The following is a 20,999-nucleotide window of genomic DNA, read 5'->3' on the forward strand; positions in this document are numbered from 1 at the left end:
ATTCTCGCGGTCGAGAACGAGGTCGGTGCGTTCGACGATCAACCGCACATACCGCGGTGCGAGTTTCCCGTCCCGGAGACACTCGGCCACCTTCGGGAGCCGGTCACGTAACGCGATGGCGGTGTCGACGATCCGCTCCGCCGCGCCCTGCGAGATCGAGTGGGTGACCGCGATCCGGGCCGCGCACTGCATCGTCGCGTCGAACGTCCGACGGTCCGACGTCTCGTGGGGCACCACCAACTGGCGGTGCAGTTCACCGGCATCGCGGTAACGCATCCACTCCAGAAAAGCTTGACCGGCGGCGGCATGAACCATGTTGCCCAACAACGCGTTCACCGGCGCAGCAACGTGATCGGTGAGCAACCCCACCGACCCCGCATCCACCCCAGCCCAACCCCCATCGCGCATGAAACAACCCTAGAACAGGGGTACGACAGAGCCGTTCTCCCCTGAGTCACCCTGTATGCCGGTTTCGTCTTTGTAGAGCGTCGTTGCCTGTCAGGAGTCGGCATCGGTGGCGACATCCCACGACACCGGGGTCTCGGCGACCGTTCGCCGCACATGGTCTCCCTGAACCGAATATGCCGGTCTCAGCGACGTCGAGCGGTTTCTGACTGAGGCGGCCTGCAAACCGTCTCAACCTGGGTCCACGCATCCACGTTGCACTGACCGTCACCGTTCTCGCCGGCACTGACCACAGTTCCGTCGGCACGGAGCCCCAGGGTGTGCTTAGACCCAGCGGCGACGGCTACGAGGCCACTCCATTTGCCTACATCGCATTGACCGTGGCTGTTATCGCCGGCAGCGACAGCACGCCCATCGACGGTGAGACCAACGCAGTGGTGGCTACCTGCGTCCAACTGGAAGATGTCTGTCCATCGGTCAACACTGCGGACGCCCGCGTCTGGTGATCCTGTGGCGAGAACGCAGCCGTCGGCGCGCAGACCGATTGTGTGCATATAGCCGGCTGCCACCGCTGTGACGTTGCTCCAATGGCCGACCGCGCACTGACCTCGCCGATTGGCACCCGCGGCGACAACAGTTCCGTCGACCCGCACTGCGACAGAGTGCCAATCGCCACATGAAAGGGCGGTTATTCCGTGCCACGCGTCCACCTGGCACTGGCCCTCGTCACGTCGACCGGTCGCCAGGACTGTTCCATCGGAGCGGAGCCCGAGAGTTGTTCGCCAGCCTGCCGCCACCGCGACGATGCCTCGCCAGTCATTCGCGCTGCACTGTCCGTTGCCGTTCCAGCCTGACGTGACAACAGAGCCGTCCGACCGCAGGCCCACCGTGTGCGACCGCCCGGTGTTCTTTGCTGAGTGCACGTTCCCCACCGCGACCGACACCACGTCGCGCCAGCCGCTGACATCGCACTCGCCTGCGGCACCGTTGCCGACCGCTACAACCGTTCCGTCCGAATGCCGCCCGACAGAATGGCGTCGACCAGCCGCTATCGCCGTTCCGGCGCGCTCGAGATCGGAAGCGTACATACGTCCATCGTGGAACACCGCGAACAAGCAGTCCAATGGTCGCCGGAGCTACAGCCGCCACCATTCCGTACAAGGCAAATATCGGCCGACTTCCCGATTCACGGCAGTTCAGCCGATGTGGAACACGTACCCGCCGATGAGGATCGCGATGCCTGCGGCGATCGCTCCGATGGCACCGATGCCGATGAACGGCGCTGCGATGATCTGCGCGATGGTGGTGGCGACACTTCCCATGACCGACTCCTCTCGATGAATCGGCACCATGCCGGTTCGGTACCATAGCGTACCAAGATCCTTACCTCTCCGCACGACCGAATCCGGATCGAGGCCTCGCGAGCGGCGCCGTCGAGGTGCGATGGTGGACCCATGGACACCGACATAGTCACGGACACCACCGATCACGCAACGATCGTCACCGATTTCCTCCACGCTCTCCGCGATGAGGACTTCGACGCCGCCGCAGCGCTTCTCGCCGACGACCTCGTGTACGAGAACGTCGGGTTGCCCACCATCCGCGGCGCCCGCCGGGCGATGGCCCTCTTCCGACGGATGGAGGGCCGGGTCGCGTTCGACGTGATCGTGCACCGTTCGACGTCGAACGGGTCGACGGTGATGAACGAGCGCACCGATGCGTTGACCTTCGGGCCGGTGCGGCTGCAGTTCTGGGTGTGCGGCGTCTTCGAGGTGACCGGCGGACGAATCACGCTGTGGCGCGACTACTTCGACCTGGCCGACATGACCAAGGGGCTGGTACGCGGCGTCCTCGGCGCAGCCGTGCCAGCCCTCGGCCGGCCGTATCGGGGGACCCGGCGCCCATCCTGACCGTGCCCCTGCGACAAACACCGTCCCTAGAATGAGCTGATGCGAGCCCTCCCCTTCCTGACCTTCCAACCGTCGTCCGACAGTGTGGCGGCCGCCGCCATGTCCGCCTACGTCCACATCTTCGATGGTCGGGTCATCTCGGATCGTCGCCGAGGCGCGGATGAGCCCGGGGGCGAGGGCACGGTGTTCCTCGCAGAGTTCGAGGTCGCCGGGCTCCGGATCCGGTGCAGCGACTCGGCGATCACGCACGCATGGGATGTCACGCCGGCGATGTCGATCTGGGTCGACTGCGACACCGAGGACGATCAGCGTCGCGTGTTCACCGCGCTGTCAGAGGATGGCCAGGAGTTCATGCCACTGGGCGACTACGGTTTCGGACCGTTCGGCTGGGTACAGGACCGCTTCGGCGTCAGCTGGCAGATCGGGGTCACCGCGGACTGACCGAGACCACCGATCACACAAACAAAAGAGGCCCTCGGAGATGTCCGAGAGCCTCTTCTGCGTAGTAGCGGGGACAGGATTTGAACCTGCGACCTCTGGGTTATGAGCCCAGCGAGCTACCGAGCTGCTCCACCCCGCGTCGGGTGAACACAACGTTACACAGCGGCTCGCGCAGACTGCAAATCGCGCCCTGAGCTGCGGCATCAGCGGTGATGATCGTCCCACCAGGCCATAACTCGGGTCCCGATGAGCGTCAGCCAGCGGGACGGTTCGCCGTGCGGAACGTCGGTCTCGAACCACACCGCGCCGGGATGCCGGCCACCCTGCAGCCACGTCCCGTCAGCGCGACGGGCGGCACGGATGAGAGCGATCGCGTCGGCCATCCGCGGATCGGGACCGACGCCGTCCACAGAGGCGGCCATCCGGAGGTGATCGGCGGCGCCGAGCACGCTGTAGACCCACCGCGCCGGGTACACGAACCGGGTCGCCCACGGGCCGACGACCTCGCCGGCACTGGCCGGCGGAACAGGTTGCGCGACAACAGGTACTCCTCGCCTGCTCGACGGATCGACGCGACGCGGATGTCGCCGGTCGCGATCTCGTAGGACAGCAGACCGCGCAGCGAGTTCAGGGTCGAGTGGAACGAGGAACGCCGCGCGCCCTCAACCCATTCGCAGTTCCATCCCCCGTCGGCAAGCTGGTGTTCGGCGAACCAGTCGACGAGCGCTGCGACGTCGGCCCCGAGCCACTGTCCGTTGGCGAGTGTCATGGCGTTGATGCACGCATCCACCTCACCACCCCAGTACGGCACATCGTCGTACTCCCACCGTGCGTTCGCCACGAGGAGCTCTGCGGGCCCGTGTCGCCTCCCAGACGGCACTCGGCGCACCGACGACGTCGCGCTCGACCTGCCATCGCAGCGTGGGATCGGCGTCGAGCAGCCAGTCGACGGAGACGTCGGGCATCGCCATCGCAGGAACGCTAGTTCCCGGCCGCCGTGTGATCAACGACGACCGGGAAGGCGGTCACTTGGGGAGTGCTTCGTACCTCTCGGTCGCCGCACGGAGGCGATCGAGCGCCTGCCCGTACTGGGTGAAGTTGCCCGAGTTCTGCGCCTGCTGCAGCGCGTCGATGGCGCCGTTCAGCTCGGCGACCGCGGCATCACGGTCGGCGTTCGAGCCGCCGCTGGGTGCGGCGCTCGATGACGGCGGTGTCGAACTCGGGGCCGTGGTGGGCACCTGAGCCTGGCCGTTCTGACCTGTCTGGCCGTTCTGACCCGTCTGGCCCGTCTGGCCGTTCTGCTCCCCGGTGTCCTGACCGTCCGGGACCGAGCTGGGATCGGTCGCGTTGGCGCGGCTGATACCGGCCTGGGCGAGCGCCTCACCGATCGTCGGCGCGTAGCCGATGGTGATCGGCTGGTTGCTCGAGGCGCGGTAGCGGACGATCACGCGGTACAGGCGTGGGAACGTCGCGTCGTTCTTCGCCTGGGCGTAGAGCGGCACCACGTTCAGGATCCCGTTCTGCCCCACCGGGAGTGTGAGCAGATTGCCGAACCGGACGTTGGCCGAGCTCTGCAGGTTACGCAGATCCTCGTTGACCTGACCGAACGTCGACATCGCCGAGAACGCCTGCTTCGGACCCTCGCGCTGCGGGTTGAGCGGGACCTCCCGCACGGTCATCTGCCCGTAGCTGTCCGGGTTCGACGACACCGTCATGTACGACGCCAGGAAGTCCCGGTTGAGGGCGTTGAGCACGCTCGTCAGCTGGAAGGTCGCGTTGCCCGTCCGGGGGTCGGCCGCCACGAAGTAGTACGGCGGCTGATCGAGCCCCTGGGTGACGGCGTTCGGATCGGTCGGATCGGTCGGGACCGACCAGAAGGCGTTGCCCTGGAAGAACGTCTGCGGATCCTTCACGTGGTACTTCTCGAGCAGCGTCCGCTGGATCTTGAACAGGTCCTCCGGATACCGCACGTGCTCCACGAGGCTGGTGTTCTTGTCGAAGTCCGAGCGCGACTTGACCGAACCCGGGAACACCTTCATCCAGGTCTTGAGAACCGGATCCTTGTCGTCGAACTGGTACAGCGTCACCTTGCCGGTGTAGGCGTCGACCGTGGCCTTCACCGAGTTGCGGACGTAGGCGATCTGCTTGTTGATCTGCGTACGACCGGTCTGGCCCTGGTTCAGTTCCTGGGCGTCGGTGGTGGCGTCCTGCAGCGACGTCTTCTGCGCGTACGGGTAGTTGTCGAGCGTGGTGTACCCGTCGACGATCCACTGGATCGACCCGTCGCTCATCACGGCCGGGTAGGTCTTCGAATCGACCGTGAGCCACGGCGCCGCCTTCTTCACGCGATCGCGGGGGTCGCGGTTGTAGATGATCTTCGAGTTCTTGTTGATCGCACCCGAGAGCAGGATGTTCCGCTCGGTGTACTTGATGGAGTACGCGAGGCGGTTGAAGATGTTGCCCAGCGAGACGCCGGCGTCGCCGGTGTAGGTGTAGCGCGGCGAGTTGGCGGTGTCGTACTCGACGCCCTGGCCGCCGTCCGACCCGACGATCGCGTAGTCGGGGTTGACCTTGGAGATCAACTCGCCGAAGTAGATTCGCGGCTGCGTGACCTTGATGGGCGCGTTGGCCTTGTAGTCGGCGCTGTTGATGTTCTCCAGGTCGCTGACGTCGAACTCCGGCTGTCCGCCGTTGTTGACGTCGGTGCCCGAGGACGCCGCCTGCGCGGTCCGGTTCGCCGGCGAGGCGACGAACCCGTTGCCGTGGGTGTAGACGGTGTGCTTGTTGATCCAGTTCTGCTGGTTCTCGGCGAACCGGCTCGGATCGAGCTCACGCACCGCGACGATGTAGTCGCGCAGTTCGTTGTTCACGCGGTAGCGGTCGATCGCCAGCTGCGACGGGAACCCGTAGAAGTTCGCGCCCTGCTGCAGCTGCGTGAACGCCTCGGAGATCACGTTCGGATCGAGCAGACGGATGTTCGACAGTGTCGCGCGGTCGTTGTCGACGGCCTGCTGCACCGCGGGCTGCTGGGTCCAGTCGGTCTGGTACTTGACGTTGTCGTCGCCGATCTTGTACGCCGCCTCGGTGGCACTGATGTTGCGCCCGATGAACTCCGATTCCTTCTGCGCGGCGTTGGGCTTGACGGAGAACTGCTCCATCACCAACGGCCACCCGACACCGATCACCAACGCCGACAACAGCATCAACGCCGTCGCGAGAGCGGGGACACGGAGGTCGCGGAGCACGATGCCACCGAAGAACGCCGCGGCACAGATGACCGCGATGGCCAGCAGGATCAGCTTCGAGGGCAACACCGCGTTGATGTCGGTGTAGCTCGCACCGGTGAAGATCTCCTGCTTACGGGTGCTCGAGAGCAGCGTGTACCGGTCGAACCAGTAGGCAACGGCCTTGAGCAGCAGGAAGAGTCCCGCGATGACGGCCAGCTGGATACGCGCGGCCTTCGTGAGCGTGCCGTTGCGCCCGTTGAGCGCGATGCCACCGAAGATGTAGTGCGTCACCAGACTCGCGATGAACGCGACGACCAGCAGCACGAACAGGAAGTTCAGCACGAACCGGAAGAACGGCAGATCGAACGCGTAGAAGCTGACGTCGTAGTTGAACTGCGGGTCCTTCACGCCGAACGACTCGCCGTGCAGGAACGTCTGGACCGTCGCCCACGACCCCTGCGCCACCAGACCCGACAGCAGACCGATGATGAGCGCGGGCACGATCGCGAACCAGCGGATGCGGGTCATCACCACGGCGCGATACCGCGCGATCGGATCGCCCGGGCCGCTCGTGGGCACGAAGACCGGCCGCGACCGGTACGCCAGCGCCAGCCCCGTGAACACGATCGCCCCGGCGACGAACCCGACGATGAAGAACAACGCCACCCGCGTCCAGATGATGGTGGAGAAGACATTGCTGTAACCGAGATCGTCGAACCACAGCAGATCGGTGTAGAGCCCGATCAGACGCGGACCCACCAGCAGGATGACCAGGAGGGCGACGGCGACCCCGATCAGAACCTTGCTCCGCCTCGACAGTGTCGGCATTCCTGCCGGACCCCGTACGTTCACGTCTCACACTCCCACTCATGGTCCCGCGCCAGACGGCCACGGAGCTGCTTTGCCAACACTTTACTGACGGCCACCTCGGCGAGGAGGCCTCGTGCTCGCGACCGCCGGTGACGGACCCGCCGCGTTCGCGGTGACAGGATGGGTCGGTGACCGACCACAGTCTGCCGCCACTGTCATCTGACGCCCTCGGCGTCGCCGTACGCGAGGTCGTCGAGTTCGTCGACGCCAACGGATGGGGACAGCCTCCCGTGCTGTTCGCGCTCGTGCCCACCGCGCTGGTGATGCAGGCACAGCCCGACCTCGTCGACTCCCTCGACGAGACCGAGTTGACCCTCGTCGAGCAGGACCCGCTGCCGATCTCCGAGGACAGCGGCATGACCGAGCTCGAACACGTCCTGGGCACCACGAGCTGGCCGGGCACCGTCGCGGGATGCGTGCTCGTGCAGGAGATCATCGTGTTGCCACCCGAGGCCGAGACCGACCTCGACGAGGCGCTCGTGCCGCTGCTCGCCGACCGCGACGCCGCCGACGAGGCCGCCCGGCAGACCGCGCTCGAACACCCCGAGGCGAACGAGGCGCGACTGGTGGCCGCGGTCCTGCGCGGTGGTCAGAACCTGTGCCTGCTGCAGCTGCGGCCGCCGCTCGGCGAGGAGGACGCGCCCGTCGAGCTGCTCGCCCACCCCGAACTCGCGCCCAACCTCATCGCCGCGCTCACGACCACCCTCGAGAACGACCCCGAGGACTTCTGAACCCGGCATCCGCGGTGTGCTCAGCACCGGGTGACGTTCTTTCCGTCGCGGATCGCGGCGAGTTCGCCGATCGCGTCGGACAGGGTGTCGACCCGCACCAGGCGTAGGCCGTCGGGGACGTCGGATCGCGCCTCGGCGCAGTTGCCCGCCGGCACGAGGAAGGCGGTGGCGCCGGCCTCGCGCGCGGCGAGGGTCTTGTGGGTGATGCCGCCGATCTCGCCCACCTCGCCGGAATCGCTGATGGTGCCGGTGCCGGCGATGAACTTGCCGCCGGTGAGATCGGTGGTGCCGAGCTTGTCGATGACGGCCAGGGTGAGCATCAGCCCGGCCGAGGGGCCGCCGATGTCGCCGACGTTGAAGTCGATCCGCAGCGACGGGTCGGCGTTGACGACCTCGGGGGTGACGCCCAGATAGCCCTTGCCGGTGTCGCCGGGGCGCGCACCGAGGGTGACGCGGCGTTGCTCGACCGGCGCCGGCGTTCCCGCGGGCACGCTCGCGGCGGGGTTCGGCACACCGAGGGTGACCACGGCGCCGGGCTTGAGCTTCGACACCGCGTCACGCAGTTCGTCCGAGGTGGAGACCGCCGCGCCGTTCACGCTCACGACCCGGTCGCCGGTCTTCAGGCTCGCCGCCGCCGGACCCTTGGGGTCCACGGTCACCGTGAGCTCCGTCGGCCGCTTCAGGTAGCGCAACGCGGCGATGGTGGCCGAATCCTCCGAACCGCCCATCTGTTGCTGATCCTGGCGACGGGTCTCCTCGGTGCTCTGCCCCGGGGGGAAGACCTCTTCCCGCGGCTGCAGCGAGTCGCGGCCCGAGAACCACATCCCGATGGCCTGGAACAGGGTCAGCTGATCGGTCACCGACACCGTCGTGAGATTGAGGTTGCCGTCGGTGGGGCGCACGGGGGCGCCCGAGATCTTCACGACGGGGGTCTGCCCGACGGCACCGAGGGTGTTCACGGTGGGACCCGGTCCGAGGCTGACGTAGGGCACCCGGACAAACGCGCCGACGACGACCAACACCACCAGCAGCACCAGGGTGACGGCCAGCGTCACCATTCGCCGATTCGCCGGGACAACTCTCACGTCGACCACAGTAGAGGTTGCGCGGGACCCGCCCCTCAGCGTCGAGGTCCGAGGGTGACCACGCGCCCCGGGTGCGCCAGCGACGGCGCCGTGACCCGGTTCCCCTTCGCCGCGCGGATCAGCTGCCCCTCGAAGGCGGTGAGGCAGGCTGCGGCCGGCGACTGGTAAGCCGAGGCGAGCGCCGGGGCGACGGCCGCGGCCCATCGCCCCTCGGCGGCGATGAACTGATCGCGGTAGGGACCGTAGAACGGCAGGATCGCCTGCAGCACCACCGTTCCGGCGCCGGCGATCTGGTTCAGGATGGGGGTGAGCCACGGCAGGTTCTGGTGGATCACCGGTTCGAGTTCGGCGAGGAACGGGCCGGCGAGCTGCATGAGCGGCTGGATCGCGGGACCCATCGCGAAGACCTCGGAGGCGAACGGCCCGAACATCGGTGAGAGCTCGACGATCGACGACAGACCGCCGGTCTTGTCGGGTTTCGGCAGTCCGATGGGGCACGCGGCCTGCTCGGTGATCGGTGCGACCGACAGCCCCGCCCCGCCCGCGCCGAGTTGCGTCGACGATCCCGGGACCCCGGCGCCGGGGGCGATGGGGGTGGTGGGGTTCGCGCCGGCGCCGGGCGTGATCGCGGTGGCACCGGGCAGTGTCGCGCCACCCCCGCCGGGGGTGATGGCCACCGCGGCGGCCGGGGCGTTCGCGGCGGGTGCCGCCGATGCGGGCTTCGGCGCTGTCGGTGCCGCGGTCCTCGGGGCAGTGCTGCCCGACGGTGATGCGGGCGCCACCACGGCCGCCTGCTGTGCGACCGCCGGTGTCGTGACCACCACCCGCCGACCGGCGTCGGCGTACCAAGTGGCCGAGGCCAGTACGGCGAGGACCGTGATCCCCGACAGCGCGCGCACCACCGTCGGCGTCGACGGGCGGCGGCGGGTCGCGGGCTGGGCCGGGATCTCCTCGGTGATCGGATCGTCGTGGCTCACTTCAAGGCTCTCTCTCGAGTGTTGGGCGGCGGCATCCACCTGATCGGCGGAGCTCACGCGGACGGCGGTGCGGTCGACGGGGCGGCTGCCTGCGGTTCGTAGACACCCTCGAGGTGCCAGACGCCGGTGAAGCCGTTGAACGGACCGCCGACGATGAGGCTTGTCCACTCCAATGTGTATGCGCGCGTATCGCTGTCGTAGGTGCCGGTGGCCGGGGGGCCGTCACCGGCCGACACCGCGCTCTGCCCGAACCACTTCTGCGACACCCAGTCCCAGGCGCGGGTGGCCTGCGCGACGCCGGGTACGGCCGGGCCGGCTTTCGCCGGCGCCTTCGGGGCGCCCTGATTGAACTCCTGGTTGTTCCACGACGCCGACCACGCGGTGAGGTTCGCCGTGAGCTTTCCGCCCTCGTTGCGCACCGAGGGCGCCACCACCGCGTTGCGGGTCTGGGGGTCGATCGGATTGGTCGAGGCACCGAACTGGACGCCGAAGAACTTGGTGGGCGCCATGATCGACCCGGCCAGGGCGTTGCCGTCACGGAACGCGGGTGTCGGTTCGGACTGATAGCCACCGACGCGCAGGCCGCCCTCGCTCCCCGGGGACAGGAGGGTGACGGTGCCGCCCTTCGCCGGCGAGTCCCCGTTGGGCATGAACGGTCCCTTCTCGGGCGTACCGCCGGGTTGCACCATCGAGAACCACGATCCTGTGACCGTGTCGCCCGACACCGCGCCGGGCGTCAGCCGAAGCAGGCCCACGAGGTCACCGGATTGTGCGGCCGCACCGGAATTCGATCCACATCCGGCGAGCAGACCGGCGCCGAGCGCGAGCGCCACCACGACCGCGGGCAGTGATCGCCGTCGATGGTGCGTCCGCGCCGAACGCGGTCGCACCCGGGTGAGAAGGGAGAGGGTCATCGTGCTCCTGTCGTGCGCCGTGCGGTGCGCCCGAGCGCGCCCACCGCACCGAGAAGGCCGGCGAGCACGCCTGATCCGATGAGGAACCAGGGCAGCAGGGCGAATGCGCCGACGCCCAGGGCGTCGGTGCGGTGGTCGAGCCGGGCGACTCCGGCGTAGTTCTTCACGTTGTCGTTCAGGGTCCCGATCAGACGGGCGAAATCCGACGACATCCGTTGCCACGAGGCGCTGAGCTCGTCGACGCCGGTGAGGTCGGCGCGCGACGAGACGGGGGTGTCGACCGCGGCGCGATAGCTGCTGTCGATCTGTCCGACCGCCCCGACGAGGACGACGAAGTAGCCCTGGACGTCGCGGACCTTCTCGGCGGTGACGACGCCGTCGAAGCGATCGAGCAACGGACTCGCGGCCCGCGAGTGCGACACCATCGACGTGGCCACCGGGTAGGCGACGAGACCGACGGCGACCGCGAGGACGAGAGCGGCCGCGCCGATCCGCCCGGGCACGGTGTGCCTACGACGCAGTCCCCACACCCCGGCCCCGATCAGCAGCAGTCCCGCGCCGACCGGCACGAACGGGATGACATCCAACGGACGCATAGCCGCCAGGTCCCCGAAATCGCGACGCGCGGAATCGATCCGATCGAGCAGTCCGGTCATGTCGGCATCGATGTCGCCGTATCGCGTCTGGAAACCGGCGATCTGCGGGAACCGTCCGGCATCGATCCGGTTGGCCGTGTCGAGACGCACCGTGGCCGCGCGTGCGGCGGCGAGTCGGTCGAGGTCTGCGCGGAAGCCGTCGAGACGATCGGTCGTCATGTACGGCTCGAAGGCGCCGATCATGGCCTGGCCCTGGGCTGCCGGGTAGAACATGCCCCCGGCGAGCGGCGCGACGGTCAGCACCGCACCGAGCAGCAGCACGAGAACCCATGGCCACCGGCGCAACCGTGCCCCCGCGTCGCCGGGGACCGGCGTCGGCACCGACTCCGCGTCGCCGCGCCCCTCCCCCGGGTACGACGGCAGGACGGCGTCGTGCCGTTCGGTCACGCTCACCGCGGGTGGGCGGTCATCGGGCGCTGCGCGCGAGCGCTCATCGGGCACTGCGCCGGCGGAACAGACGGTCGGCGTTGGTGAGCAGCGCGGTCGCGATCGCGGTCACCACGACCAGCAGCGGCAACAGCCATCGGGGGCTCGACGAGTCCGACACCTCGATCGTCTTCGCGGCCAACGCGGGGTCACCACTCACCGCCGCGGGTGCGGCTGCGGCTGCGGCCGGCGCGGCCGCCGGAGTGGCCCCGCCCGCCGCCGGTGCCGGCTGCCCGGGTGCCGGTGCAGCGGGTGCCGACGATGTCGCCGGGGCGCCGGGGACAGGTGCGGAAGCGGGTGCGGCCGCCGCCGGCGCGCCACCGAGGCCCGAGCCCCGATAGGTGCCGGCGAGGTGCCACAGGCCGGTGAAGTTGTTGAAGGGGCCTCCGACGATCTGGCTCGTCCACTCGATCACGAACGCACCGGTGGTGCGGTCGATGGTTCCGCGGACCGCGGAGGTCTTGCCCGGCAGTCCGCCGCCCGGCTTCGGTGCGCCCTGGTTGAACACCTGCTTGTTCCATGTGACGCCGAAGCTGCTCAGGTCACCGGTGAGGCTGGTGCCGTCCGCCCGAAGCTGCGGGAGCGCGGCGGCCGAGCCGGTCTGCGGATCGGTCGGGTTGGTGGCCGTCGCGAACCCGACGCCGTAGAACTTCACCGGCCGGGTGACGCGGCCCGACACGGCGTTGCCGCTGCCGTCGAACGCCTGCGCCGGCTGCGCCTGGTAGGCGCCCGAGGTCAGACCGCCGTCGGTGCCCGCGGCGAGCGGGGTCACCGTCTTGTCGGAGCATCCCGAGTCGCTGTTGGACAGGAACGGACCGCTGGTCGATCCGGCGGGCAGGATCATGCGGAAGAAGGAGCCGGTCACCGAACCGCCCGAGCACACGCCGCCGTCGAGGGCGAACAGGCCGTCGAGGGCGACCGGTTGCGCCGATGCCGCCGGGGCGAACAGTCCGGCCGAGGCCGCGACGATGGCCATCGCGGCGGCGAGCGCCGTCAGACGGCCTCCCCGTCGGCCACGGGGGAGGTCGAAAAGGGTCTTCACGTGTGGTTCTCCGCCTATCGAGGCCGTCGAGGGCGACGGCCGGGTGCACTTCGGCGCTGAAACTACGGACGCGTGCAGCCGTGCAGAACGGTTACGGTCAGCCCGCGCCGAAGGTGACCACCGGCCCGCGGGCGTCATCTCCGCTGACAGCGAAACCCCCGATTGCCGCCTGCTCGTGACCTCGATGGCGGCGTTTCCGCCGGTACCGTGGACGGCATGAATGACCTGCCCTTCGGTTTCAGATCGTCCAGCGACGACGGTGACGACGACGCCGCGCGCAAACGCGGCGACTCCTCGTCGGGCGGCGCGCCGGGATCGGACCCGTTCGGGTTCGGCGGAGCCGGCGGTGGCGCGGGCGGTTTCGACCCGAATGCGCTGGGGCAGATGCTGTCTCAACTCGGGTCGATGATCAGCGGCATGGGCGCGGGATCGGGCTCGGGCGGCGGTGGACCGGTCAACTACCAGGTGGCCACCAGCCTCGCCCGACAGCAGATCGGCGACTTCACCCCGATCGACGCGGGTCAGGAGTCGGCGGTCACCGACGCCGTCCGTCTCGTCGAGGTCTGGCTCGACGGCGCCACCACCCTGCCCGCCGGTGTCACGACATCGGTCGCCTGGACGCCCGTGCAGTGGCTCGAGGAGACGCTTCCCACATGGAAGGTGCTGTGTGACCCGGTCGCCACACAGATCGCGGGCACGTTGAGTGCGGGTCTCCCCGCCGAGGCCCAGCAGTTCGCCGGCCCGATGATGGGCATGCTGAACCAGATGGGCGGGATGGCGTTCGGCACGCAGCTCGGCCAGGGCCTCGGCCAGCTGGCCAAAGAGGTGCTCACGTCGTCGGATGTGGGCCTGCCGCTCGCGCCGACCGGCACCGCGGTGCTGCTGCCCGAGGCGATCGCCGCGTTCGCCGACGGGCTCGAGCAGCCGGCGCAGGAGATCATCGTCTTCTTCGCCGCGCGAGAGGCCGCACACGTCCGCCTGTTCGCGCATGTGCCGTGGTTGCGCCAGCGTCTACTCGCGACCGTCGAGGAGTACGCCCGCGGCATCACCGTCGATTTCTCTGGCATCCAGGAGGCCGCGAACGGCATCGACCCGACCGAACTGCTGTCGAACCCCTCCAAGATCGAGGAGTTGATGGCGTCGGGCACCTCGTTCGAACCCACGACCACGCCGGAGCAGAAGGCAGCCCTGGCACGGCTCGAGACCATGCTGGCGCTCATCGAGGGCTGGGTGGAACACGTCGTCGCCCACGCCCTCGCCGACCGCATCCCCGCCGCGGGAGCACTCGCCGAGACCGTGCGCCGTCGGCGTGCGAGCGGCGGGCCCGCCGAGCAGACCTTCGCGACGCTCGTCGGTCTCGAACTGCGCCCCCGCAAGCTCCGGGAGGCGGCCGATCTGTGGGAGAAGCTACTCACCAGCAGCGACGTCGCCACCCGCGACGGCATCTGGGCCCACCCCGACCTGATGCCCGACGGCGACGACATCGACTCCCCCGCCGGGTTCATCGACCGCGTCATCGGCGGCGACGTCAGCTCGTTCGACGACCCGATGGCCGAGCTCGAGAAGACGATGGCCGACGAGGCCGCTGCTCGCGAGGCGAAGAACTCCGAGTCGACGGACCCCGAGAAGAAGGACCCCGACACCGACGGGGACGATTCGACGGGCTCGGGCGACACCGGCCGCTAGGCCATCCACACCACCTGTCGGCGACATCGACCTGTGGATAACCCGTGCAGGTCGCGACGTCGGGTCCTGCGGCGGTGACATCGTCTGCCCATGGCACGACACGACACCCTCACCGCGCTGCGGACGGGGACCCCGGTGGTCCACCGCGGAAACGGATGTATCCAGGTCGGCTGCGACCCCGACCGGGGCCTGGTGATCCAGCTGCCCACCACCCTGCGCGCCGACGACGTCGTCGGGTTCCTGCGTTTCCTCACCACTGCGCGCACCCCCGCCGAGATCCGTCGGACCGCCGGCCGGTGGGGACTCGACGAGGAGGTCGCGGGCGACCTGCTCGACCGCCTGCGCGACGCCGGGATGGTCGCCGAACCCGATGCCACCGAGCACGCCCGTTCGCTGCGGGTCCGGTTGCACGGCCGCGGCCCACTCACCACGCGTCTGACGACACTGCTGCGTGAGGCGTCCATCCCGGTGACGGTGTCCGCGCAACGTCCGCGTACGGCCCAGGGGGCGGCCGACGCCCCGTTGGCGTCGTGGGACGAGGGACTCGTCGTGCTCACCGACCACCTCTCCCACGACCCCGCCATCGTCGGCGGCCTGATGTCACGCGGCATCGCCCACATGCCCGTCCGTCTTCGCGACGGCAGCGGGGTGATCGGTCCGCTGGTCCTGCCCGGGCGCACCAGCTGTCTGCGGTGTGCTGATCACCATCGGGCCGACCGCGATCCCGGGTGGCCCCTCGTCGCGGGTCAGATGATCGGGCAGGTGGGGCACGCGAGCGCGGCGACGGTCGCGGCGACCGCGGCCCTGGCGATGGAGCAGATCGAACAGGTCGGGCACGGCCTGCAGCGGTCACCGCGCACACCGGACGGCTCCCGCGGCGGGTCCACGGCACCGCAGATCATCGACCACACCCTCGAATACCTGCCGCAGCCTGCGCGGTTGCGGGTCCGACGCTGGGAGCCGCACCCGCTGTGCAGTTGCTTGTTTCGCCGGTGAACTATCCTGGTGATCAGTCGGAAGGGATAGGTGCATGGCTGACATCACCGAGGGGCGCGGGCGGCGTAACGCCAAACTCGCGACGCTCCCGCTGGGCATGGCGGGTCGGGCCGCGGCCGGGTTCGGCAAGCGCCTCGCCGGCGGCGACAAGGACGAGATCAACCAGGAATTCATGGAGAAGGCCGCCGAACAGTTGTTCACGGTCCTCGGTGAACTCAAGGGCGGCGCCATGAAGGTGGGCCAGGCCCTGTCGGTGATGGAGGCCGCGGTCCCCGACGAGTACGGCGAGCCGTTTCGCGAGGCGCTGACGAAGCTCCAGGCCGAGGCGCCCCCGATGCCCGTCAAGAAGGTGCACCAGGTTCTCGACGCCCAGCTCGGGACCGGGTGGCGCAAGCGCTTCACCGAGTTCTCCGACACACCGGCCGCCTCGGCGAGCATCGGTCAGGTCCACCGCGGCACCTGGTCCGACGGCCGCGAGGTGGCGGTGAAGATCCAGTACCCCGGCGCCGATCACGCGTTGCGCGCGGACCTGAAGACGTTGTCGCGCATGTCGAGTCTGATGCAGCGGATGACGCCGGGCACTGACGTGCGGGCGCTGGTCGACGAGCTGATCGCCCGTACCGAGGACGAACTCGACTACGTGGGTGAGGCGAACAACCAGCGGGCGTTCGCCGCCGAGTTCGACGGCGACCCCGACTTCGTGATCCCGAAGATCGTCGCGAGCGCCCCGAAGGTGGTCGTGAGCGAATGGGTCACGGGAACGCCTCTGGCGCAGATCATCTCCTCGGGCACCAAACAGCAGCGCGACGATGTCGCGGCGAAGCTCGCGGAGTTTGAGATCTCCTCCCCGGCGCGGGTGGGGTTGTTGCACGGCGATCCGCATCCGGGAAACTTCCAGATCCTCGACGACGGACGTCTCGCGGTCTTCGATTTCGGTGCGGTGGGCCATTATCCGAACGGATTGCCCGCGGAGACGGGGAAGATCCTGCGTCTGGCGCGTGATCAGGAGTTCGACGGTCTCGTGCAGGCGATGATCGACGCGAAGTTCATCCTCGGCAGCAACCGCGACAAGGTGACGCCGCAGGACATCGAGCGCTACCTGAAGGCGTATGTCGATCCGCTGATGGCGGATTCGTTCCACTTCACGCGAAAGTGGTTGCAGCGCGCGGTCGGCAAGGCGACCGATCTGCGTGGAGATGTGTACAAGACCTCGCGGCATCTGAACGTGCCGCCGGAGTACGTCATGGTGTTCCGTGTGCTGGGTGGCTGCGTCGGCATCGCCGCGCAGCTCGACGCCGAGGCGCCGTATCGCCGGATCATGGAGAAGTGGGTGCCCGGCCTGTCGGCCTGAGACCGTCTCAGCCTGTCGGCCTGACACCCACTTCTCTGATCTCTCATGCGGCGACCGGGTGCTTGCGCGGCCGCCCACGCGGGCGCTTGCGGGCGATGACGACACCTTCGGAGAAGATCTCGCCACCCCATACGCCCCACGGCTCGCCCCGGTCGAGCGCCGAGTTGAGGCACTCACGCCGCAACGGGCACTCGGCGCAGAGGGCCTTCGCCTGCTCGAGATCGCTGGGGCTCTCGGCGAACCAGAGATCGGGGTCGGCCACCCGGCAGGGCAGACGGGTCTCGGTGACGATCGCGGCGCGGGCCACGGCGAGATCGCCGATCGGGTAGGTGCTGGTCGGATCGGTCGACGGGGTTGTCGGCGCGGTCATCGGTGTGTCCTCCACTGTGTGTGACGTGGTCGTTCGGTTGGTTGTGGATTGCCAACCCGGGCGTCACTTGTGGGGTGTTCTCACCGGTTCACAAGAAAGGCCACGGGGTTCGCATCTGCGATTCGCCGTGGCCTCGTGTTCTCGGTCGAGCTGTGCTCAGCTCGTGAGAGGTGGTCGAGGTACGGGAAGCGCGGGGCGCTCGGCTCGTGCGTCGTGGGCTGCGCGATTGCCTGCTGCCAGGGCGAAGCGCGGAGCGCCTGCGACGGCGTATGCCGCCGCGCGAGGCACGGACACCCAGGAGTAGACGTGACGATGACGCGTGCCTGCGATGCAGGGTTGTGCCGACGCGGTCGATGCCGCGGTGGTGACGATTGCGTTGTTCACTGATCCACTCCCTTCTGTGTGTTCGCTTCTACGCTCGACATCGCTGATGCAACCTCTCCCGTACTGATGTGAGAAAGACTAGAAGATCGTTCGCCGATCGCACAACCTTTTTTTGACCTGCGGTTTCGCCGGTCAACCGGTACTGGCGACCAACCCGAGCAACATCTCGCCGTACTGATCGAGCTTCTTCGCCCCGATGCCCGGGATGGCGACGAGGGCCGCCACATCGGCCGGGCGCTGTTCGGCGATGGCGATGAGGGTGTTGTCGGAGAACACCACGAACGCGGGCACCTTCTGTTCCTTGGCCTGTTCGCTGCGCCACTCCTTGAGCGCGATGAACAGGTCCTCGTCGAGGTTGCTCGGACAGCTCTCGCATCGACCGAGCAGCGACGCGGTCTTGCCGAGCAGCTGTTTGCCGCACACCCGGCACTGGGGACGTTTGCGCTGTCGCACGGGTTCGGCGATGCGTGAGGCCGGCGAGTCGTCGGGGACGAGGTCGACCAGGAATCGGGACCGGCGGCGGCTCTTGCGCCCTCCCTCGGCACGCGACAGCGCCCAGGAGATGTGCAGATGTTCACGCGCACGGGTGATCCCGACGTAGAACAGGCGTCGTTCCTCCTCGACGTCCTCGTCGGCGCCGTTGATCGCCTGGTTGATCGGCAGCGAGCCGTCGGTGACGTTGACGAGGAACACCGCGTCCCACTCGAGGCCCTTCGCCGCGTGCAACGACGACAGCGTCACGCCCTGGACAGTGGGCGGTTGCCGGGCCTGGGAGCGTGCGGCGAGCTCGGTGGCCAGGCCGGCGATGTCGATGTCGGGCACGTCGGCGCGGAGGTCCTCGGCGAGGGTCACCAACGCGCGCAACGATTCCCATCGCTGACGCGCCTGGGTGCCGGTCGGCTCGGCGTCGGTGAGACCCAACGGCACCAGCACCGCACGGACCAGCGTGACGAGGTCGGCGTCCTCGGGCAGGTCATCGCGGGCCGCAGCGGAGGAGATCGCCCGCATCGCCTGTCGGATCTCGGCCCGCTGGAAGAACGCCTCGCCGCCGCGCACCTGGTAGGCGATCCCTGCCGCCGTCAGCGCGTCCTCATGGGCCTGCGACTGCGCGTTCACGCGATAGAGGATGGCGATCTCCGCGGCCGGGACCCCCTGCGCCAGAAGCTTCTTGATCCGCGCCGTGACGCCGGCGGCCTCGGCCGGCTCGTCGTCGTACTCGGCGAACTCGGGATCGGGTCCCGGCGGGCGCTGACCGACCAGGGCCAGTCGCGTGCCCGCCACCCGACCGCGCGCCGCGCCGATCGCACGGTTGGCCAACCCGACCACCTGCGGGGTGGAGCGGTAATCGCGTTCGAGGCGCACCATCTCGGCGTCGGGGAACCGACGGGTGAAGTCGAGGAGGTACTTCGGGCTGGCCCCGGTGAATGTGTAGATGGTCTGGTTGGCGTCGCCGACGACGGTGAGGTCGTCGCGTGCGCCGAGCCATGCGTCGAGCAGGCCCTGCTGCGCGGGGGTGACGTCCTGGTACTCGTCGACGACGAAGCAGCGGTAGCGGTCGCGGAACTCCTCGGCGACACCGTCGTTCTCGCGCAGGATCGCGGTCGTCATCAACAGAAGGTCGTCGAAGTCGAGCAGGCGGTCACCGTCGTGGGAGATCTTCGCCTCCTCGTAGGCCTCGTAGACGGCGGCCACCTTCTCCGGCGCCTGGGGCGTCTCGCGGCGGCGCGCTGCGACCGCCGAGGCGTACTCCTCGTAACCGATGAGCGAGGCCTTGGCCCACTCGATCTCCGAGGACAGGTCGCGCAGCGTCTCGGTGGAGGTGTCGAGTCCCGCGCGACGGGCGGCGCGGGAGACCACCGGGAACTTGTTGTCGAGCAGTTCCCAGCGGGTGTCGCCGATGGCCTGGGGCCAGAAGTAGCGCAGTTGTCGCATCGCCGCGGCGTGGAAGGTCATCGCCTGCACGGTGTTGCCCGATTCGGCCAGGCCCAGCGACCGCAGACGGCCGCGCATCTCCCCCGCTGCACGTGCGGTGAACGTCACCGCGAGGACCTGACCACCGCGCACGTGTCCCTCGGTCACCAGGTGGGCGATGCGCCGGGTGATGGTGCGGGTCTTGCCGGTCCCCGCGCCGGCCAGCACGCAGACCGGTCCGCGCGGTGCGAGGACTGCGGCCTGTTGTTCGGGATCGAGGCCGTCGAGCGTGCTCATGGCTCCCAGTATCGCAACGAGGTGCGACAGCGGGCAGCGGGCACCGCGCGAGACGACACCGCCCATCCGGGAACAAGGACACCGTGCCGAGACGTTGGACGGGCCATGAGCAGCGAGAACTCCGCCCTGACCATGTACACGACCTCGTGGTGCGGCTTCTGCGCCCGGTTGAAGACCGGCCTGCGCAGCGAGGGTATCGAATGGACCGAGATCGACATCGAGGCCGATCCCTCGGCCGCCGAGTTCGTCGGCAGCGTCAACAACGGCAACCACGTGGTGCCGACGCTGAAGTTCGCCGACGGCTCCACCGCCACCAACCCCTCGGTGCGCGAGGTGAAGGCCAAGCTCGGCGTCTGAGCGCGACACGAGTCGGGCGTGGGGACGATCAGTCCTTGTCGTGCGCCCAGGCGGTGACCAGCTGGCGGGCGATCGAGATCGATCCGGGGAGACGCAAGCGCGGGGACTCGGTCCCCTCGGCGGGCTCGGGATCGCTGCGCAGCCATTCGTCGCCGGTGGCGAGTGCGGCCAGCACCTCGTCGCGCGGGAACCAGATCGCCTCGGTGATCTCACCGTCGAGGAAGTTCAACGGCTGGTCGCGGTCGGCGCGGGCCTCGAAGCCCAGCATGAGCGACCGCGGGAACGGCCAGGGCTGGCTGCCGAGGTACCGCGGCTCGAAGACGTCGAGGCCGGTCTCCTCGTGCAGCTCGCGGACCACGCACTGCTCGAGGGACTCACCCGGTTCGACAAAGCCCGCGAACGTGGAGAACCACTTCTCGGGCCACCCCGACTGACGGCCCAGCAGGACGTGGTCGGCGCCGTCGTGGACGACGGTGATGATGGCGGCATCGGTGCGGGGGAACTCCTCGCGGCCGGTGACGGTGTTCCGTCGGGTCCAACCCGCCTTGATCGGTTCGGTCGGATTGCCGTCGACTGGCGAGAAGGCCGCGGCGTCATGCCAGTTCAGCATGCCCAACGCGGTGCTGACCAGGCCCGCCTCGTCACCGCTGAGCCTGCCCGCGCTGCGCCGTGCGTCGGCGGTGCGCCCCTCGATGGAGGGGACCCGGATCGCCCACAGGTACACGCCGTCGTCGATGCCCAACAGGACGGCGGTCGCGGGGATCTCGGGGGCGACGTCGGGCGCGGGACGCCAGCGGAGTCCGTTCTCCCCCACGCCGTAGCGGCCCTCGGGGTCGATCTCCAGAACCTTCGCCTGCGGCCACGCGCCGGCCAACAACTCGGTGTCGTGCCGGATCTCGTCGGCCCTGTCGATCGTCGATCGGGACAGCAGAGGGGACTCGACGAACTCGAATGTGGCCACGC

General features: G+C 68.7%; 21 protein-coding genes and 1 tRNA gene. 7 read left to right on the forward strand and 15 right to left on the reverse strand.

The genetic code is table 11. From position 1 onward, the window contains the following. The 3 genes from ASG12_RS16980 to ASG12_RS22270 form a co-directional block, all read right to left on the reverse strand. Positions 1-408: DUF222 domain-containing protein (locus tag ASG12_RS16980; RefSeq protein WP_156378158.1), on the reverse strand; the 408-nt coding region annotated here is incomplete at its 3' end. A gap of 182 nt (positions 409-590) precedes the next feature. After that, positions 591-1,493: an RCC1 domain-containing protein gene (locus ASG12_RS21365; protein ID WP_082502117.1), complete on the reverse strand. Its 903-nt coding sequence runs from the start codon at positions 1,491-1,493 to the stop codon at positions 591-593. 108 nt (positions 1,494-1,601) lie between these two features. Then, on the reverse strand, positions 1,602-1,727 hold the full coding sequence (locus tag ASG12_RS22270) for a hypothetical protein (protein ID WP_268810454.1): 126 nt from the start codon (positions 1,725-1,727) through the stop codon (positions 1,602-1,604). 132 nt (positions 1,728-1,859) lie between these two features. Between ASG12_RS22270 and ASG12_RS16985 the strand changes: the two genes are divergently transcribed. After that, complete coding sequence (locus ASG12_RS16985; RefSeq protein ID WP_055792313.1) at positions 1,860-2,315, forward strand: limonene-1,2-epoxide hydrolase family protein; 456 nt, start codon at positions 1,860-1,862, stop codon at positions 2,313-2,315. Positions 2,316-2,354: 39 nt separating this feature from the next. Continuing rightward, the gene (locus ASG12_RS16990; RefSeq protein ID WP_055792315.1) at positions 2,355-2,756 is read left to right on the forward strand and encodes a VOC family protein; all 402 of its coding nucleotides are present in this window, start codon (positions 2,355-2,357) and stop codon (positions 2,754-2,756) included. Positions 2,757-2,821: 65 nt separating this feature from the next. On the opposite strand, the gene ASG12_RS16995 is transcribed toward ASG12_RS16990, so the two are convergent. The 4 genes from ASG12_RS16995 to ASG12_RS17005 form a co-directional block, all read right to left on the reverse strand. Then, positions 2,822-2,895, reverse strand: a tRNA-Met gene (locus ASG12_RS16995). A gap of 64 nt (positions 2,896-2,959) precedes the next feature. Then, positions 2,960-3,232, reverse strand: coding sequence for a hypothetical protein (locus ASG12_RS22150; protein ID WP_235457284.1), 273 nt, complete (start codon positions 3,230-3,232; stop codon positions 2,960-2,962). A 315-nt stretch (positions 3,233-3,547) separates the two neighbouring features. Beyond that, positions 3,548-3,727, reverse strand: coding sequence for a hypothetical protein (locus tag ASG12_RS22155; RefSeq protein WP_235457293.1), 180 nt, complete (start codon positions 3,725-3,727; stop codon positions 3,548-3,550). Positions 3,728-3,781: 54 nt separating this feature from the next. Beyond that, the gene (locus tag ASG12_RS17005; RefSeq protein WP_055792318.1) at positions 3,782-6,835 is read right to left on the reverse strand and encodes a UPF0182 family protein; all 3,054 of its coding nucleotides are present in this window, start codon (positions 6,833-6,835) and stop codon (positions 3,782-3,784) included. A 146-nt stretch (positions 6,836-6,981) separates the two neighbouring features. Between ASG12_RS17005 and ASG12_RS21785 the strand changes: the two genes are divergently transcribed. Next, the gene (locus tag ASG12_RS21785) at positions 6,982-7,584 is read left to right on the forward strand and encodes a PPA1309 family protein (protein WP_055792320.1); all 603 of its coding nucleotides are present in this window, start codon (positions 6,982-6,984) and stop codon (positions 7,582-7,584) included. Positions 7,585-7,604: 20 nt separating this feature from the next. Here ASG12_RS21785 and ASG12_RS17015 read toward each other — a convergent pair whose 3' ends face one another. The 5 genes from ASG12_RS17015 to ASG12_RS17035 all read right to left on the reverse strand — a co-directional run bounded on the left by ASG12_RS17015 (position 7,605) and on the right by ASG12_RS17035 (position 12,618). Beyond that, positions 7,605-8,642: a YlbL family protein gene (locus ASG12_RS17015; RefSeq protein WP_055792323.1), complete on the reverse strand. Its 1,038-nt coding sequence runs from the start codon at positions 8,640-8,642 to the stop codon at positions 7,605-7,607. Between the two features lie 62 nt (positions 8,643-8,704). Beyond that, positions 8,705-9,646 (reverse strand): hypothetical protein, encoded by a 942-nt coding sequence (locus ASG12_RS21790; protein WP_055792326.1) that lies wholly within the window; start codon positions 9,644-9,646, stop codon positions 8,705-8,707. A gap of 53 nt (positions 9,647-9,699) precedes the next feature. Then, on the reverse strand, positions 9,700-10,560 hold the full coding sequence (locus ASG12_RS17025) for a hypothetical protein (RefSeq protein ID WP_055792329.1): 861 nt from the start codon (positions 10,558-10,560) through the stop codon (positions 9,700-9,702). Next, on the reverse strand, positions 10,557-11,603 hold the full coding sequence (locus ASG12_RS17030) for a hypothetical protein (protein WP_156378159.1): 1,047 nt from the start codon (positions 11,601-11,603) through the stop codon (positions 10,557-10,559). The genes ASG12_RS17025 and ASG12_RS17030 overlap by 4 nt, the downstream gene beginning before the upstream one ends. Positions 11,604-11,646: 43 nt before the next feature. After that, positions 11,647-12,618: a hypothetical protein gene (locus ASG12_RS17035; protein ID WP_055793764.1), complete on the reverse strand. Its 972-nt coding sequence runs from the start codon at positions 12,616-12,618 to the stop codon at positions 11,647-11,649. A gap of 282 nt (positions 12,619-12,900) precedes the next feature. Between ASG12_RS17035 and ASG12_RS17040 the strand changes: the two genes are divergently transcribed. From ASG12_RS17040 to ASG12_RS17050, 3 genes are all read left to right on the forward strand, one after another. Next, positions 12,901-14,370, forward strand: a complete 1,470-nt coding sequence (locus tag ASG12_RS17040) for a zinc-dependent metalloprotease (RefSeq protein WP_055793765.1) — start codon at positions 12,901-12,903, stop codon at positions 14,368-14,370. Between the two features lie 90 nt (positions 14,371-14,460). Beyond that, positions 14,461-15,366, forward strand: a complete 906-nt coding sequence (locus ASG12_RS17045; RefSeq protein WP_055792334.1) for a hypothetical protein — start codon at positions 14,461-14,463, stop codon at positions 15,364-15,366. A gap of 34 nt (positions 15,367-15,400) precedes the next feature. After that, on the forward strand, positions 15,401-16,717 hold the full coding sequence (locus ASG12_RS17050) for an ABC1 kinase family protein (RefSeq protein ID WP_055792337.1): 1,317 nt from the start codon (positions 15,401-15,403) through the stop codon (positions 16,715-16,717). A gap of 43 nt (positions 16,718-16,760) precedes the next feature. Here the strand turns inward: ASG12_RS17050 and ASG12_RS17055 are convergent, their stop codons facing one another. Both ASG12_RS17055 and ASG12_RS17060 read right to left on the reverse strand, forming a co-directional pair. Further along, positions 16,761-17,087 carry a WhiB family transcriptional regulator gene (locus ASG12_RS17055; RefSeq protein WP_082502207.1) on the reverse strand — a complete coding sequence of 109 codons (327 nt, stop codon included), beginning with the start codon at positions 17,085-17,087 and terminating at the stop codon, positions 16,761-16,763. Positions 17,088-17,603: 516 nt separating this feature from the next. After that, a complete protein-coding gene (locus ASG12_RS17060; protein WP_055792341.1) occupies positions 17,604-19,679 on the reverse strand; it encodes an ATP-dependent DNA helicase UvrD2 in 2,076 nt (691 codons plus the stop codon). Between the two features lie 105 nt (positions 19,680-19,784). Here ASG12_RS17060 and ASG12_RS17065 point away from each other — a divergent pair, with 105 nt between their 5' ends. Then, positions 19,785-20,036: a mycoredoxin gene (locus ASG12_RS17065; protein ID WP_045823561.1), complete on the forward strand. Its 252-nt coding sequence runs from the start codon at positions 19,785-19,787 to the stop codon at positions 20,034-20,036. 28 nt (positions 20,037-20,064) lie between these two features. Here the strand turns inward: ASG12_RS17065 and nudC are convergent, their stop codons facing one another. Beyond that, complete coding sequence (gene nudC, locus ASG12_RS17070) at positions 20,065-20,997, reverse strand: NAD(+) diphosphatase (protein ID WP_055792343.1); 933 nt, start codon at positions 20,995-20,997, stop codon at positions 20,065-20,067. Between the last annotated feature and the right edge of the window lie 2 nt (positions 20,998-20,999).

The organism is Williamsia sp. Leaf354 (genome assembly GCF_001424365.1).
Taxonomy (GTDB): domain Bacteria; phylum Actinomycetota; class Actinomycetes; order Mycobacteriales; family Mycobacteriaceae; genus Williamsia_A.